Annotated in this window: 18 protein-coding genes; 15 read left to right on the forward strand and 3 right to left on the reverse strand. The window is 39.2% G+C overall.

Annotated features, from left to right (window positions below):
* Positions 1–14: 14 nt before the first annotated feature.
* On the reverse strand, positions 15–605 hold the full coding sequence (ribA, locus tag ODZ84_RS06470) for a GTP cyclohydrolase II (protein ID WP_266176174.1): 591 nt from the start codon (positions 603–605) through the stop codon (positions 15–17).
* A 95-nt stretch (positions 606–700) separates the two neighbouring features.
* Between ribA and ODZ84_RS06475 the strand changes: the two genes are divergently transcribed.
* From ODZ84_RS06475 to ODZ84_RS06510, 10 genes are all read left to right on the forward strand, one after another.
* A complete protein-coding gene (locus ODZ84_RS06475; RefSeq protein ID WP_266176175.1) occupies positions 701–1,357 on the forward strand; it encodes a TetR family transcriptional regulator C-terminal domain-containing protein in 657 nt (218 codons plus the stop codon).
* Positions 1,358–1,506: 149 nt separating this feature from the next.
* On the forward strand, positions 1,507–2,826 hold the full coding sequence (locus ODZ84_RS06480; protein ID WP_266176176.1) for an ABC1 kinase family protein: 1,320 nt from the start codon (positions 1,507–1,509) through the stop codon (positions 2,824–2,826).
* A gap of 2 nt (positions 2,827–2,828) precedes the next feature.
* On the forward strand, positions 2,829–2,984 hold the full coding sequence (locus ODZ84_RS23400) for a DUF2256 domain-containing protein (RefSeq protein WP_266176177.1): 156 nt from the start codon (positions 2,829–2,831) through the stop codon (positions 2,982–2,984).
* The gene (locus ODZ84_RS06490; RefSeq protein WP_266176178.1) at positions 2,936–4,237 is read left to right on the forward strand and encodes a DASH family cryptochrome; all 1,302 of its coding nucleotides are present in this window, start codon (positions 2,936–2,938) and stop codon (positions 4,235–4,237) included. Before ODZ84_RS23400 ends, ODZ84_RS06490 begins: the two co-directional genes overlap by 49 nt.
* Positions 4,222–4,491, forward strand: a complete 270-nt coding sequence (locus ODZ84_RS23060; RefSeq protein WP_323136873.1) for a cryptochrome/photolyase family protein — start codon at positions 4,222–4,224, stop codon at positions 4,489–4,491. Before ODZ84_RS06490 ends, ODZ84_RS23060 begins: the two co-directional genes overlap by 16 nt.
* A gap of 19 nt (positions 4,492–4,510) precedes the next feature.
* The gene (locus ODZ84_RS06495; protein ID WP_323136933.1) at positions 4,511–5,704 is read left to right on the forward strand and encodes a cryptochrome/photolyase family protein; all 1,194 of its coding nucleotides are present in this window, start codon (positions 4,511–4,513) and stop codon (positions 5,702–5,704) included.
* 58 nt (positions 5,705–5,762) lie between these two features.
* Positions 5,763–5,876 carry a DUF2805 domain-containing protein gene (locus tag ODZ84_RS23620; protein ID WP_323136874.1) on the forward strand — a complete coding sequence of 38 codons (114 nt, stop codon included), beginning with the start codon at positions 5,763–5,765 and terminating at the stop codon, positions 5,874–5,876.
* A complete protein-coding gene (locus ODZ84_RS23405; protein WP_408612433.1) occupies positions 5,846–6,043 on the forward strand; it encodes a DUF2805 domain-containing protein in 198 nt (65 codons plus the stop codon). The genes ODZ84_RS23620 and ODZ84_RS23405 overlap by 31 nt, the downstream gene beginning before the upstream one ends.
* Positions 6,044–6,060: 17 nt before the next feature.
* A complete protein-coding gene (locus ODZ84_RS06505; protein WP_266176179.1) occupies positions 6,061–6,759 on the forward strand; it encodes an SDR family NAD(P)-dependent oxidoreductase in 699 nt (232 codons plus the stop codon).
* Between the two features lie 35 nt (positions 6,760–6,794).
* A complete protein-coding gene (locus tag ODZ84_RS06510) occupies positions 6,795–7,442 on the forward strand; it encodes a MarR family winged helix-turn-helix transcriptional regulator (RefSeq protein ID WP_266176180.1) in 648 nt (215 codons plus the stop codon).
* Between the two features lie 184 nt (positions 7,443–7,626).
* On the opposite strand, the gene ODZ84_RS06515 is transcribed toward ODZ84_RS06510, so the two are convergent.
* Complete coding sequence (locus ODZ84_RS06515) at positions 7,627–8,379, reverse strand: SDR family oxidoreductase (protein WP_266176181.1); 753 nt, start codon at positions 8,377–8,379, stop codon at positions 7,627–7,629.
* Positions 8,380–8,401: 22 nt separating this feature from the next.
* The gene (locus tag ODZ84_RS06520) at positions 8,402–8,914 is read right to left on the reverse strand and encodes a CinA family protein (RefSeq protein ID WP_266176182.1); all 513 of its coding nucleotides are present in this window, start codon (positions 8,912–8,914) and stop codon (positions 8,402–8,404) included.
* Positions 8,915–9,200: 286 nt separating this feature from the next.
* Between ODZ84_RS06520 and ODZ84_RS06525 the strand changes: the two genes are divergently transcribed.
* The 5 genes from ODZ84_RS06525 (at position 9,201) to ODZ84_RS06545 (ending at position 14,767) form a co-directional block, all read left to right on the forward strand.
* On the forward strand, positions 9,201–9,797 hold the full coding sequence (locus ODZ84_RS06525; protein ID WP_266176183.1) for a Crp/Fnr family transcriptional regulator: 597 nt from the start codon (positions 9,201–9,203) through the stop codon (positions 9,795–9,797).
* A gap of 307 nt (positions 9,798–10,104) precedes the next feature.
* Positions 10,105–10,698, forward strand: a complete 594-nt coding sequence (locus ODZ84_RS06530; RefSeq protein WP_266176184.1) for a Crp/Fnr family transcriptional regulator — start codon at positions 10,105–10,107, stop codon at positions 10,696–10,698.
* A 184-nt stretch (positions 10,699–10,882) separates the two neighbouring features.
* Positions 10,883–11,734: a KGG domain-containing protein gene (locus ODZ84_RS06535; RefSeq protein WP_266176185.1), complete on the forward strand. Its 852-nt coding sequence runs from the start codon at positions 10,883–10,885 to the stop codon at positions 11,732–11,734.
* Positions 11,735–11,813: 79 nt separating this feature from the next.
* Positions 11,814–12,470, forward strand: coding sequence for a ferritin-like domain-containing protein (locus tag ODZ84_RS06540; protein ID WP_266176186.1), 657 nt, complete (start codon positions 11,814–11,816; stop codon positions 12,468–12,470).
* 155 nt (positions 12,471–12,625) lie between these two features.
* Entirely contained in the window at positions 12,626–14,767 is a 2,142-nt protein-coding gene (locus ODZ84_RS06545; RefSeq protein ID WP_266176187.1) for a catalase, read from the forward strand.
* Positions 14,768–14,789: the final 22 nt, after the last annotated feature.

Genomic DNA, 14,789 nt, shown 5'->3' on the forward strand with positions numbered 1-14,789 from the left:
AGGTGATGAAATAATTATACCTTTTCCAGGAGATGCCCGAAATATTCTTTCTTTTTTGTCAGATAGCTTTCATTAACGTCGTTCGCACCTATTTCAAGGGAAATTCTGCTATTGAGTTTGATTCCGCTGTTTTCAAGAGACTTAAGCTTATCCGGATTGTTGGTAAGCAAATTGATCTCCTTCACCTTTAAAATCTTCAGCATTTCTACCGCTACCTCAAAATTTCTCCCGTCAGCAGGCAGTCCGAGTTTCAGATTGGCTTCTACCGTGTCGAAACCTTTTTCCTGAAGTGCATAAGCTCTTAACTTGTTAATGATCCCTATATTCCGTCCTTCCTGCCGGAGATAAATAATCATTCCGCCATGCTCCAACATATATTTCATGGCAGCATCAAGCTGTTGTCCGCATTCACATTTTTTAGAATGAAAAACTTCGCCCGTAATACATTCCGAATGAAAACGGACATTAACCGTCTTGTTGAAATCCGTGCCTGCGGATACCCATACAAGGTGCGGACTCCAGTCATCTTCCCGTTCCGAGAATGCATAAACCGTAAACATTCCGAAGTCTGTAGGTATATCTGATTGTGCCTGTATTCTGAACATAATTCAAAAATTAAATGATTTATATAGTACAAATTTATACTTTATTTTAATTAAAAATAAAATTAATTACTAAATTTGACGTAAATAATTCTACTATGCAAGAACAAACCAATATCACGCAGGAAAAAATACTTGAATTATATGGAGATTACCTTCTGAATCATGGAGAGAAGCCTAAAAACATATTTCTGTTTGCTCGGGAAAACGATTTTGAAGAAAAAGAATTTTATCATTACTTTTCAGGATTTGAGCAGATTGAAAGACAGATGTTTGATCATTTGTTCACAAAGTCACTCGAACTTGCTTCAGAAGTTAATATTGCAGATGATGTTACCACTAAAGAGAAACTTCTGAATGTATATTATATTTTCTTTGAAAATCTTACCATGAACCGTTCTTTGGTCTTATCTATTCTGGGAAACAGCAAAATTCAGAATATAAAAACACTTCAGAGTCTCCGTGAAACGCACAAACAATTTATCGGAACTTTAGATTTTAATGACTGGGATCTGATTGATAAATCAAAAGACCTCAGAAAACTCAATGAAAAATCGAGGCAGGAAGCGCTCTGGCTTCACCTGGTCTCTGCGATAGAATTCTGGAAAAAAGACACTTCTCCTGATTTTGAAAAAACGGATATTTACATTGAGAAATCCATTGACACCGGCTTTCAGCTGATGGATCATGAACCACTGAAAAAAATCTTCGACCTTGGAAAATTTCTTTGGAAAGAAAGGCTCAATATGAGGTAGTGACTACCTATACATTATCAGGCTTAGACGGCTGGCAGATCGGGCATTAAAAGCTTTAAAGCCAATACAGCTGAACAGAAAAACGTAAACTGAGCCTGTTACTGCATTAAGAATGAAGAAAAACTTCGTAATAAATCTTACCCAATCACATGAAAACATTAGATAAAATTCCTACAGGAAAAATTGAACGGACAGGCAGCCTGCTTAAAGCCGGTGCGAAAGTCGGAGTCAATTACCTGAAATACTATGGTAATAAAATTACAAAAGATGAGGAAGAAGCCCGTAAAATCCTGAACAGTGATAACGCGACAGATATCTACGACTCCCTGAAGGAACTAAAAGGTTCTGCTCTGAAAGTTGCGCAGATGCTGAGCATGGAAAAAAGCATTCTCCCGGCAGCTTATGTGGAAAAGTTTTCTCTTTCGCAGTTTTCCGTTCCGCCATTGTCCGGTGCATTGGTAAAAAAGACCTTCAGAAAGTATTTCGGGAAAAACCCGGAAGATATTTTCGATAAATTTTTTGCCGAATCGGTAAATGCAGCAAGCATCGGACAGGTACATACCGCAGAAAAAGGAGCTCAGAAACTGGCTGTAAAAATTCAGTATCCCGGAGTCAGAGAAAGCATTTCCAGTGATCTGAAAATGGTAAAACCTATTGCCATGAAGATGTTCAATATCAAAAAAGAAGGTTCGGAATCCTATTTCCAGGAAGTGGAAGATAAATTATTTGAAGAAACCGATTATCACCTGGAGCTCAGACGCAGCCAGCAATTTGCCGAAGAATGTCAACACCTTCCGAACGTGAAATTTCCGCGTTATTATCCTGAGTATTCGTGCGAAAAAATCATTACCATGGACTGGATGTCCGGAATTCACTTTTCGGAATTTACAAAAAGACAAAACACCCAGAAGGATCTTGATACCATTGGCCAGACCCTATGGGACTTTTATATGTACCAGATGCACATCCTGAGAAAAGTACATGCCGACCCCCACCCCGGAAACTTCCTGATTTCTGATCATAAAGAGCTCCTGGTGATCGATTTCGGATGTATCAAAGAAATTCCGGAGGACTTTTACAGCCCGTATTTTGAATTGGCAAAACGGGAAAACCTGAATAACCCTGAAGTGTTCCGGGAAAAACTATTGATATTGGAAATTCTCCGTAAGGACGATTCGCCAGAGGAAGAAAAATTTTTCACCAAGCTTTTTTACGAACTGCTCGAGTTATTTACCAGACCCTTCAATCAGGAAAAATTCGACTTTTCCGATGAGCATTTTTTCCAGGAAATAGCAGACCTGGGACAGCGGTATGCCAAAATAAGCGATATGAAAGGAATGAATACCAACCGCGGTTCCAGACATTTCATTTATCTCAACCGCACATTTTTTGGTTTATACCATATGATGCACGACCTGAAAGCAAAAGAAGTGGTTATCAACCGTTTTAAAAACTATATAAAACCCTGATTATGCCCGCCGGATTACCGTTCAAAATCTGTGAAGTGTGCAGACTGCCCTTTAACTGGCGTAAAAAGTGGAAGAAAAACTGGAATGAAGTAAAATATTGCAGCGAAAGATGCCGAAAAAACAAAAAATCAATATCCTCTGGTTCACCAAAAATTTGAGAACGAGAGATTCAGAAACGTTATCCAATATAATGCGGGAAGATTTGCCCTTTCTTGCCCTCTACGTTTTTGACACAGATTTTTTTAATCAGATGCAGTATGGCTGTAGAAAAATCGGGAAATACAGAGCCAGATTCCTTCTCGAAAGTGTTGAAGATCTTAAGGAAAATTTAGCCGGACAGAACATCTCTCTTTTAGTTAAACAAGGCAAAACAGAAGATGTCTTTAAAAATATTGCTAAAGAATTTGAGATTGTAAAGATTTTCTGTCAGGAGGAATGGACGAAAGAAGAAATCAGCCTTCAGACAAAAATTAAAGACGTTCTGCCATCCGTCACCTGGGAAAAATTTTATCAGCAGTTTCTGGTGCATCCTTTTTTTGTATTTAAAAATTCAGGGGAAATCCCGATGCTTTTTACCACTTTCAGACAAAATATTGAGAAAAATCTTTTAATCAGACCTGAATTTGAATCTGCAGGGATGAGGTATCACAACAAAACAGAAATTTATTTTAATAGTGATGAAGTGACACTGCGATCACTAGGCTTCGATGATTTTGAAACGGATAAGAGAAGTGCTTTTCCTTTTTCCGGTGGTGAAAGGGAAGCCCTGAAAAGATTGGATTTTTATTTTTCGGAAACTAAAAACTTAAGCCGGTATAAAGAGACCAGAAACGGGCTGACGGGTACGGAATACAGCTCAAAGTTTTCAGCATGGTTAGCAGACGGAAGTCTTTCTGCAGTGACCGTTTATCATGAGATAAAAAGGTACGAAGAAAAATTCGGAAGCAATGAATCTACCTACTGGCTGATTTTTGAACTGCTTTGGAGAGATTTTTTCAGGTATACATCGTTACAGCACCGGGATCTGATATTCAGGAAAAACGGAATTGCCCATCAACCATATTCTGCTGATCCCGATGATGAACTCATCCGTCAGTGGAAAGAGGGAAAAACAGCTTCAGATTTCGTAAATGCCCATATGCTTGACCTCAGACATACAGGCTGGATGAGCAACAGAGGACGTCAGAATGTGGCTTCCTACTTCTGTAAAATCCTGAAACAGGACTGGAGAATAGGGGCATCTTATTTTGAAGAATGGCTGATTGATTATGACGTTCACAGCAATTACGGCAACTGGATGTACCTGGGTGGTGTGGGAAATGATCACCGGAACAGAACCTTCAATCCCGAAAAACAGGCGGAAATATACGATCCGAACCATAAATTCAGAACATTATGGCTGAAACAATAAAACATACCGCCCAACTTATTTTCCCGAACCAGCTTTTCAGGGATACGGATTACCTTGATAAAAGCCAGCCGGTATTTATCCTGGAAGAATTTCTGTTTTTTAAGCAATATTTATTTCACAAACAGAAAATCGCATTTCACCGGGCGAGCATGAAATTTTATGAAAATGAACTGAAAAAATCACGTTTTAAGGTCGAATACATAGAAAGCACATCGGAGCTTCTCGGACATCAGAAAATTTATTGCCGAACTTGAGAAACAAAATTTTAAAACCATCAGGACTGCTGATGTATGTGACAACTGGCTGGAAAAAAGACTGAGAGACACTTACCTGGAACTTGATATGCCGGACAGCCCTTTGTTTATCAATACAAAAGAAGAACTGAAAGATTATTTTGAAGATAAAGAAACTTATCATCAGACCGATTTTTACAGACAGCAGAGAATCACCCGGAATATCCTGATGAAAGCAGGAAAACCTCTGGGTGGAAAATGGACTTACGATACGGAAAACCGAAAGAAATATCCGAAAAACAGAAAAGCACCTCCTGTTTATTTTCCGGAAAACAATAAATATTACGAGGAAGCTAAGCAGTATACCGAAAAGCATTTCCCGAAAAACTACGGAACGCTTACGGATGAACAGTTTTATCCCGTGACTTTTAAAGAAGCTGAAAAATGGCTGGAGCAGTTTCTGGAAATACGTTTTTCAGAATTCGGAATGTATGAAGACAGCATCGTGGAACAAGAGCATTTTCTGCACCACAGCGTACTTTCTCCACTGATGAACGTCGGGCTTCTGAATGCCGGCAATGTTCTGGAAGAAGCCATTTCGTTTGCAAAGGACCAGGAGATTCCGGTAAATTCCCTGGAAGGTTTCGTCAGGCAGATTCTGGGCTGGAGAGAGTTTGTACGGGGTGTCTATCTTTACCGGGGAACCTATCAGCGAAATAAAAATTACTGGAAGCATCAGCGCAGCCTTCCTGAATCTTTTTATACCGCAAAAACGGGAATCCGGCCGGTTGACCGCTCGCTCCAGAAGATTCTGAAAACAGGTTATGCAAATCATATCGAGCGACTGATGATTTTTGCCAATTTTATGAATCTCTGCCGGTTTGATCCCAATGAGGTTTACCGGTGGTTTATGGAAATGTTTATCGATTCGTATGACTGGGTCATGGTTCCGAATGTATATGGCATGAGCAGCTTCTCGGACGGCGGAAAAATGAGCACGAAACCGTATATCAGCGGAAGCAACTATATTAAAAAAATGAGTAATTACCCCGATGGAGACTGGATGGAGCAATGGGACGCTCTTTTCTGGAATTTCATTCATGATCACCAAGATTTCTTTGCTGAAAATCCGAGGCTTGGAATGATGGTGAAAACATTTGAAAAAATGCCGGAAGAAAAACAAAAACAGCATTTAAAAACGGCAAAAGAATGTATTGAAAATCTCACATCATGAATAACCGTAATGCCTGCAAGTCGTAATAATTCCTTGCAGCTTTCAGGAAAGATAAAATATGAATAACAAATTTAACTTACAGGAAACAGACCGCATTATCGAAATGGCCTGGGAAGACCGGACCCCTTTCGAAGCCCTGACATTTCAGTTCGGATCAGTGAATCCGAAGTGATCGCATTGATGCGTACAGAACTGAAAGAGTCGAGTTTTAAACTTTGGAGAAAGAGAGTGAATTCCGGCGTGAGCCAGAAACATCTTAAAAAAAGAAGTGGAGAAATCAACCGTTTTAAATGCAGCAGACAGCGTATAATCAGCAATAACAAAATTGCTAAAAGATAATCTTAATCCTTATTATTATGAAAAATATCGTCATCATCGGTTACGGAAAAGGAATCGGACTGGCAACCGCAAAAATCCTCTCCGGACACCATAAAATCATCGGAATTTCCAGAACGGGAAATCCGGAACTGCAGCATCCGAATATTGAAGTTCACAGGATGGATATTATTTCCGGAAATTTAGATGATATCGCTTTCCCTGAAGTAGTGGACGGACTGGTCTACGCACCCGGCAGTATTAATCTGAAACCCTTTAACCGGCTTTCTCACGATGATTTTAAGAATGATTTTGAAATTAATGTTTTGGGAGCAGTAAAAGCAATTCAGAAACTGTTGCCTAATCTCAAAAAATCGGAAAGCGCTTCTATTGTGATGTTCAGTTCGGTAGCGGCAAAAACGGGCATGCCGTTTCATGCTTCAGTCGCAGCCAGTAAAAGTGCGGTGGAAGGCCTTACGAAAAGTCTGGCAGCCGAACTTTCATCACACAAAATCAGGGTGAACGCCATTGCGCCTTCTTTAACGGATACTGATCTCGCTTACCAGCTTCTGTCGACTCCCGAAAAGAGAGAATCTTCAGCCAGAAGGCATCCCTTACAGAGAATAGGTCATGCTGACGAAATAGGTGAAATGGCGGCTTTTCTTATTTCGGATAAGTCATCCTGGATTACCGGGCAGGTTTTCGGGGTGGATGGCGGAATGGGAAGTGTGAAACTGTAGATAACAAACTTATATTTTTAGATTAAATTTGCACTATGAATACTGATTTTTTCATTGATCTGCTGCAACAGGTAAAAAAATTTGAAAATTCCGGCTCCTGTAAACCTCATTCTACAGTTGAGGATTTCCGCATCTGGATGAACGATGCCAAATACAGAGAGGAAAGTCCGACCAAGCTTTTTAAAAGTGAACAGCACCAGGTCTCTTTTACCGAAAACGAAATCTGTAAGCAGGTTCTGCTTCTGGGAAGATACTCCAGACAGCTTATCCGAAAAGGGTTAAGTGAGTTCCCGGAGCTGGCGAATGAAGAATTCACCTATCTTTACCGGTTAAAAGATGAACCGAACCTGACTAAAATTCAGCTGATTGAAAGAAACGGTCATGAGAAACAGACCGGGACGCAGATCATCAGGCGGCTCCTGGAATACGGCCTGATCGAAGAAAAAAACGACATTGAAGACAAAAGAAGCAAGCGCCTGAATATTACGGATAAAGGAAAGGATTACTTTCACCGTTCCGTAGAAAAGGTAAATATCACCTCGCGGATTCTGGCGGGAAAGTTAGAAAATAAAGAAAAGGCTGAGCTTTTTGAACTACTCAGAAAACTGAATGATTTTCATTCCCATATTTACTGTGAGTATAGAAATTCCGGTCTTCATGAGATCGTACAGCTCATAGAATAGAGCATCAGCTCTTTTGTCTCATATAGTCCGGAAAAGTGATATGTTATGTAAAAGATATAAAATTCCAACGACAAAAGGTGCCGTTCAGCAGAACAGCACCTTTTTTATGATCATCAGGAATACCTCATTAGGTTGTTTTTATGGTAATGAAAATACTGTATGATAACTTCCCGTTCATAGATGATTATCCACTCACTATTAAGCCGCCGTTCGGATGCAGGACCTGCCCTGTAATCTGGGAAGAAGCCTCAGTTGCCAAGAACAGAAAACTGGATGCGATTTCTTCAGTCGAAGCATTGCGCTCCAGCGGCGGTTTGCTTTGATCTTCTTCCTCTTCCCCGAACGTTTTTTCAGTAAGTGGTGTGGCAACAGGTCCCGGCGCAACGGCATTGACCCGAATACCTTTAGGCTTGGACTGTAAAGCCAGAGATCTCGTAAAAGAAACGATAGCACCTTTTGTAGCGGAATAATCCAACAGTTCTTCATGGCCGAGATATGCCACCGCTGATGTTGTATTAATAACCGAACTTCCCTGCTTCAAATACGGAAAAACCATTTTCGTTAATAAAATCATTCCGATAATGTTGGAATTGAAGGTTTTTCTGATATTTTCCTCTTCCAGATCCTCAATATTCTCACAGGGAACCTGGGTTCCTGCATTATTAATTAAAATATCTATTCCGCCAAGTTCCGACACGGTTTTTTCAACTGCATTTTTACAGAATCCGGCATCGTTAATATCCCCTTCAAACGATAATGCTTTTCTTCCTAAAGCTGAAATTTCATTTTTCGTTTCTTCTGCATCCTTGTTATCGTGATAATGGATAAAAGAAATATTCGCTCCTTCTTTTGCAAAAAGTAAAGCGATGGATTTTCCTATTCCACTGTCTGCACCGGTGATTAAGACATTTTTGTCTTTTAGCTGTAATTTATCCATATAATGTTTAAGTGTGATTAATTTAATTTAATTTTTCATCCGAGCTCATTCTTTTATCCATTTCCAATTTCAGGCATTCCATGATAAATTCGCTGTAACAGAACTGCGCGCTTACGGACTCCTTTCTGGAATTGAGCTCTATTTTCTGGGAAAGGACAACCTGGTTTTTATAAGCGAGAGAAAAATATGCAAAAAGCTTGAATTCCGACTCTTCAACAGGCGTAGCATAGCCTGTAACCGCCACTCCCCATTCGGTATTGAATAATTTTGTAACCTGAATGGCCATGGTATCAGATATATGCTGAGAAACACAATTACATTCGTGGGCTTCTTTTTCGTCGACCTGTAACAGCTTTACTTTTTCTTCAAGAGTATAAGCGGTAATTCCTCCTTTAAATATCTGGGAAGCATCCTTTATCTGAGAAAAAGAAAACTGCAGAAAACCCGAAGTTACGCTTTCTGCCGTAGAAACGGTCTCATTTGCGGCCTGCAGATACTCACCAATAAAGTCCAGTAAATCTTTTTGAAGATTCATAATTTTTTGTTTTAATTAAAATATTTTTGTTCAGAAGATCCGGAATAACAGATATCTTTGTCAAATAAGAGGTTCCATCATGTAAAGAATGAGTAGCTTACCATCATTAAGTCCAATTTCGTAAATAAAATTTTAAAAAAACATGATTAGAATCACCGAATAGAAAGAAAATAAAACATTCGAAGAAATTAAACCGGCCTTAAAAATTTGATGACAAGATATTGTTATTTTTTCTATAACTTTAATTTTTTGATTATTAACAAATACTAAATTTTAAATAGTCTATATGCTGATCTCACAGGAACTTTTATTGTCATACGGAGCAGATACTGAAACTTATGATAAAGCTTTTACGATCTTCAATGAGGGAGATACTCCTAAGTATTATTACCAGATCATTGAAGGAAGAATAAAACTCAACCACTATACGGATGATGGCAAAGAGCTTATCTTAGCTATTTTAGACAATGGTTTCAGTGTGTGTGAGTTATTACTGTTTATCGATAAAAAATACCCTGTAAATGCCATAACGTTCGAAAAATGTACGATTCTGAAACTTCCCAAAAGCAATTTCGTAAAACTTCTGGATGATCATCCTCAGATTTCTAAAGATATTAACAGATTCTTATCAGAACGTCTCTACTACAAATATATTATGCTGGAAAACAACTCCTCCCTCCGGCCGGATACCCGGATCAAAGGAATGCTTACCTATCATAAGAGCTTTACAGAAGATCAGTCTAAATTTTCCTATCAGGTACCCTTAACCAGACAGCAGATAGCCTCCCTTACCGCATTACGGGTAGAAACCGTTGTAAGATCAGTAAAAAAACTTGAAAAAGAGAATTTCCTGAAAATTATCGACCGAAAAATTTTTGTGTAAAGATCTTTACATACCACATCTCTGCATTTTTTCTCAGAATGGTCCTATACTTGCATAGTGAGAGTTACCAAACACCACAAAATTAATATGGAAACCACTACTCTAAAAAGAATTTTTGAGATCAAAAACAGTTTCAGAATATTTCCTATATTACCCAATATACCTTTAATTAAGGTGTTCCCTTTTTACAATGAAGCAGAATTAAAATTGTAGTTTTTTCACTATTTTTTTAATGATGGTTCATTTTTTGCAATTCACACCTCAATGATTTAACTAAGTATTCATTGTTTAACCTTAAATTTGATATATGATAATTAGTGAAGATTTATTAGTTGCTTACGGAGCTGAGTATGAAACTTATAAGCCCGGCCATGTGATCTTTCATGAAGATACGGCACCCCGTTTTTATTTTCAGATTGTCTCCGGCACGGTAGAGTTGAATAACTATCATGAAGACGGTAAAGAATTTACCCAAAGTATTCTGACTGACGGTAAGAGCCTCGGAGAATCGTTTCTTTTCAGTGACAGACGTTATCCTACCAATGCTACTGCAAAAACAGACTGTAAAATCCTTAAACTTCATAAAACTGATTTTTATAACCTAATACAGAATAAGCCTGAAGAGCTCATCAATATCGTGCGTGCGCTATCGGAATCACTGCATAACAAATATGTGATGATGTACAGCATTTCTTCTTCCGATCCTTCATTTAAAATCAATTCTCTTATGAATTATCTGAAGGGAGACGGTAATACGGAAAAATTCAGTTTTAAGGTTCCTCTGACGAGAAAGCAGCTTGCTCATCTTACCGGGCTTAGGGTGGAGACCGTTATCAGAACAGTAAAAAAACTGCACAATAATAATATACTGAAAATTAAAAACGGAAAAATTTTTTATTAACACACTATTACTTCCTATAAAACAATATGTTATATGACTTAGGTCATACCACAAAGGATCACGTTATCCTATATTTATAAAAGCATTTAGCTTTTCATTTTTATTAGAAACCAAAGCTATTACCGTCTAATACTAGTCACGGAAGGTAATAAGCATCACTAAATATTAATACAAAAAATCTATTATGAACACTAGAAATTCAAGAAATCGTAATTCAGGAGGAAATTCAAATTCATCAAGTAATCTTGAAGAAATCTACCAGTTAGGTTATGACCATGGTTATAAAGATGCACAAAACGATGAAGATTATGACGATGACTTCTCAGAGTATGAGGATTACTTTGAAGAAGACGAAGATGATGATTATGAAAACAACTATGATGACGATGATTATGATGACGACGATTACGATGATGTAGATTATGACGATGATGAAGACGACGATGACGACGATGATAACAGAGGTCGTGGACGTGGAAGAGGCAGAAGCAATAACGGGAATCAGGATAGAGACAGCCAGGGAAGATTTACTTCCGGTGGCAGAGGTGGTTCCGGTAACGGATCAGGTAGAGGAAGAAGTTCGAATTCAGGAAGATCCGGTTCCGGGTCAGGCTCAAGGTCAGGCGGAAGAGGAAGATCATCAAATTCAGGAAGCTCTTCTAACAGCGGCAACTACGACCGAAGACATGATAATCCGGGAAGACCGAAAGGCAGCGGAAGCAGCAGAGGAAATGGTAGCAATAATGGAAGTGGTAGCGGTAATGGAAGCGGAAGATCATCAAATTCAGGAAGATCAGGAAGCGGTAGAGGAAACTCCGGTTCTGGTTCAGGCTCAGGCTCAAGATCAGGAAATAACGGCGGTTCAGGTCGAAGCTCAAATTCAGGATCTGGTAATGGAAATTCAAAAAGAGGCTTCGCATCGATGAGCAAAGCTGAACGTACGAGAATTGCTCGTATGGGCGGACAGGCATCTCACGGTGGCGGAAGATCTTCAGGCTCCGGCAGATCAGGATTTGGAGGTAGACGTAATTCATAATTCAATTCAATGATTACCTCTTTATATTATTTCATGATATAAAGGGGTAATCTTTTTAACCAAACACCACTTATACATTATGGCAACTAAAACATCAGACAATAAAGGCAGTAAAGAAAACGCTGCAGGTACACCCTCTATGGCTACTACAGCAACCAGTGCATCCACTCCATCACCTGCACCGGAAGATCAAAAAACTATGAAAGTAGATAATGCAACCGTTGATGCAGACGAAATGAAAAATTCTTCTCTGCATAAGTTTTTCGTTTCAGCACTCAAAGATATTTATTTTGCAGAAAACGCGATTATCGATGCATTGGACAAAATGCAGGAAGTCGCTACAACAGAAGAACTTAAAGATGCTTTTGAAGATCATCAGCTTCAGACTAAAAAGCATGTTAGCCGACTTGAAAAAATATTCAGGCTAATTGATGAGAAACCTGAACAAAAGGAATGTAAGGCTATTAAAGGAATCATCGAAGAAGGTGAAGAAATTATTAAATCTACAGAGGAAGGATCCATGACCCGTGACGCAGCATTGATTATTGCAGCTCAAAAAGTGGAACACTATGAAATCGCAACCTATGGCGGACTGGCTCAGCTGGCCATCACCATGGGGCACGATAAAGTGGCAGATCTGCTTGAAACAACATTACAGGAAGAAGAAGATACCGATTATAATCTCACAGAAATCGCTGAGACCTCCATCAATTTTGATGCGGAACAGGAAGATTAATGTTCACCCTACATAGCCATACAGAAAAATCTGTATGGCTTTTATCCTATTTTTAACCCAAATAAAACAACAATACGGCATTTTAAAAGCTTTAAATAACCGCAAATAATCATGGCTTTTAAAATCGTCTGAAAAACCAATAAAATATTAGAATTATGAATGACCCAAAATCAACCAATGAAAAGTTAGACCAACTGGAATCGCACAAAACAGCTAACGAAGAAACTAAACTCACCACCAATCAGGGACTTAAAATCAGCAATAACCAGGATTCCCTAAAAGCCGGCGACCGGGGACCTACTCTGCTGGAAGACTTTATCCTCAGAGAAAAAATTACCCATTTTGACCACGAGCGAATTCCTGAAAGAATCGTTCATGCCAGAGGCTCCGGAGCCCACGGTGTCTTTAAATTAAATAAAAGCCTTTCACCCTATACCAAGGCAAAATTCTTATCAGAAGTAGGAAAGGAAACTCCGGTTTTTGTAAGGTTTTCTACGGTAGCCGGAAGCAAAGGGAGTACTGATCTTGCCCGTGACGTGAGAGGTTTTGCGATTAAATTTTACACCGACGAAGGTAATTATGACCTGGTAGCCAATAATATGCCTGTCTTTTTTATTCAGGATGCCATGAAATTTCCGGATCTGGTACATGCTGTAAAGCCTGAGCCCGATAATGAGATTCCTCAGGCCGCTTCAGCACATGATACTTTTTGGGATTTTATTTCTTTAATGCCTGAAAGTATGCACATGATCATGTGGCTGATGAGTGACAGAGCAATCCCGAGAAGCTTCAGCAGAATGGAAGGATTTGGCGTGCACTCCTTTAAATTTATTAATGAAGAAGGAAAATCACACTTTGTGAAATTTCACTTTAAACCTAAATTAGGCGTTCATTCTGTTGCCTGGGATGAAGCCCAGAGAATTTCCGGTGTAGATCCGGACTTTCATAAGAGGGATTTGTGGGAATCTATCGAAAAAGGCAACTTCCCGGAATGGGATTTCGGAGTACAGCTTATTCCTGAAGAGGATGAAGATAAATTCGACTTTGACCTCCTCGATCCTACAAAAATAGTTCCCGAAGAAGAAGTTCCTGTAGAAATCGTCGGAACATTAACCCTAAACAGAAATCCTGATAATTTCTTTGCAGAAACAGAACAGGTTGCTTTCCATCCGGGACATCTTGTTCCTGGAATAGATTTCAGCAACGACCCGTTATTGCAGGGAAGATTATTTTCCTATACAGATACACAGTTATCAAGATTAGGATCTCCTAATTTCCATGAGATCCCGATCAACAGATCAGTAAACACCGTTCATAACAACCAGCGTGACGGACACATGAGACAGCAGATCGTCAAAGGAAAAGTAAGCTACGAGCCCAACTCTATCGGAGGAGGCTGCCCTTTTCAGGCGATGATGTCCGAAGGTGGCTTTACCTCCCATGAGGAAAGAGTTTCCGGCACGAAGATCAGACAGAGAAGCGAAAGTTTTGTAGATCATTATTCCCAGGCAAAATTATTCTATAACAGCCAGTCTGCTCCGGAAAAAATACATCTTCAGAACGCCCTTATTTTTGAATTATCAAAAGTGACTATTCCTGAAATACGGAAAAGAATGGTAGGTCAGCTTAACTTTATTGATAAAAACCTGGCTGAAAAAGTAGCTGCCAAAGTAGGCGTTGAGGTTACAGAACTGGAATTTCCAAACCAGAGTCTTCCGGCAGACAGTACACACGTAGATCTGCAGAGTGAAGAAAGAGAAGCCCACACCACATTTTCAGGAGCTTTAAGTATGAGAAATACAGTAAAAAACACCATTGAAGGCAGAAAGATCGGATTCATTATGGCTGACGGTGCAGATGAGACTGCTCTTAATGATCTGAAAACAAAACTGGAATCAGAAAATGCCGCTGTTGAAATAATCGCACCGAGTTTAGCCCCCGTTAAAACAGATGCAGGTACTTCACTGACGCCGAAACATTCTCTGAGCAGCACAGCCAGTGTATGTTTTGATGCACTGTTTATTGCAGCGGGAGAAAAGTCTGCCAATGAACTTCTGAATCCTGAAAACAAACAGCTTGTCCTTCACTTCATTAATGAAGCTTATAAGCATTGCAAAGCTATTTATTTCGGAGAGGGAACGGAGCCTCTTTATTTAAACAGTAATGTAAGTCTAAAAAACCATATCGATCCGGCTATTGTCAATTCGGAAGACGAAAGTCCTTCGGATAAATTTATCAATGCCATTGCGAATCACAGGGTATGGGATCTTGAATTGGAAAGAAATGCCATAAAGTAAGTAAAGATCACTTACATCACAC

This window comes from Chryseobacterium fluminis (genome assembly GCF_026314945.1).
In the GTDB taxonomy this organism is placed as follows: domain Bacteria; phylum Bacteroidota; class Bacteroidia; order Flavobacteriales; family Weeksellaceae; genus Chryseobacterium; species Chryseobacterium fluminis.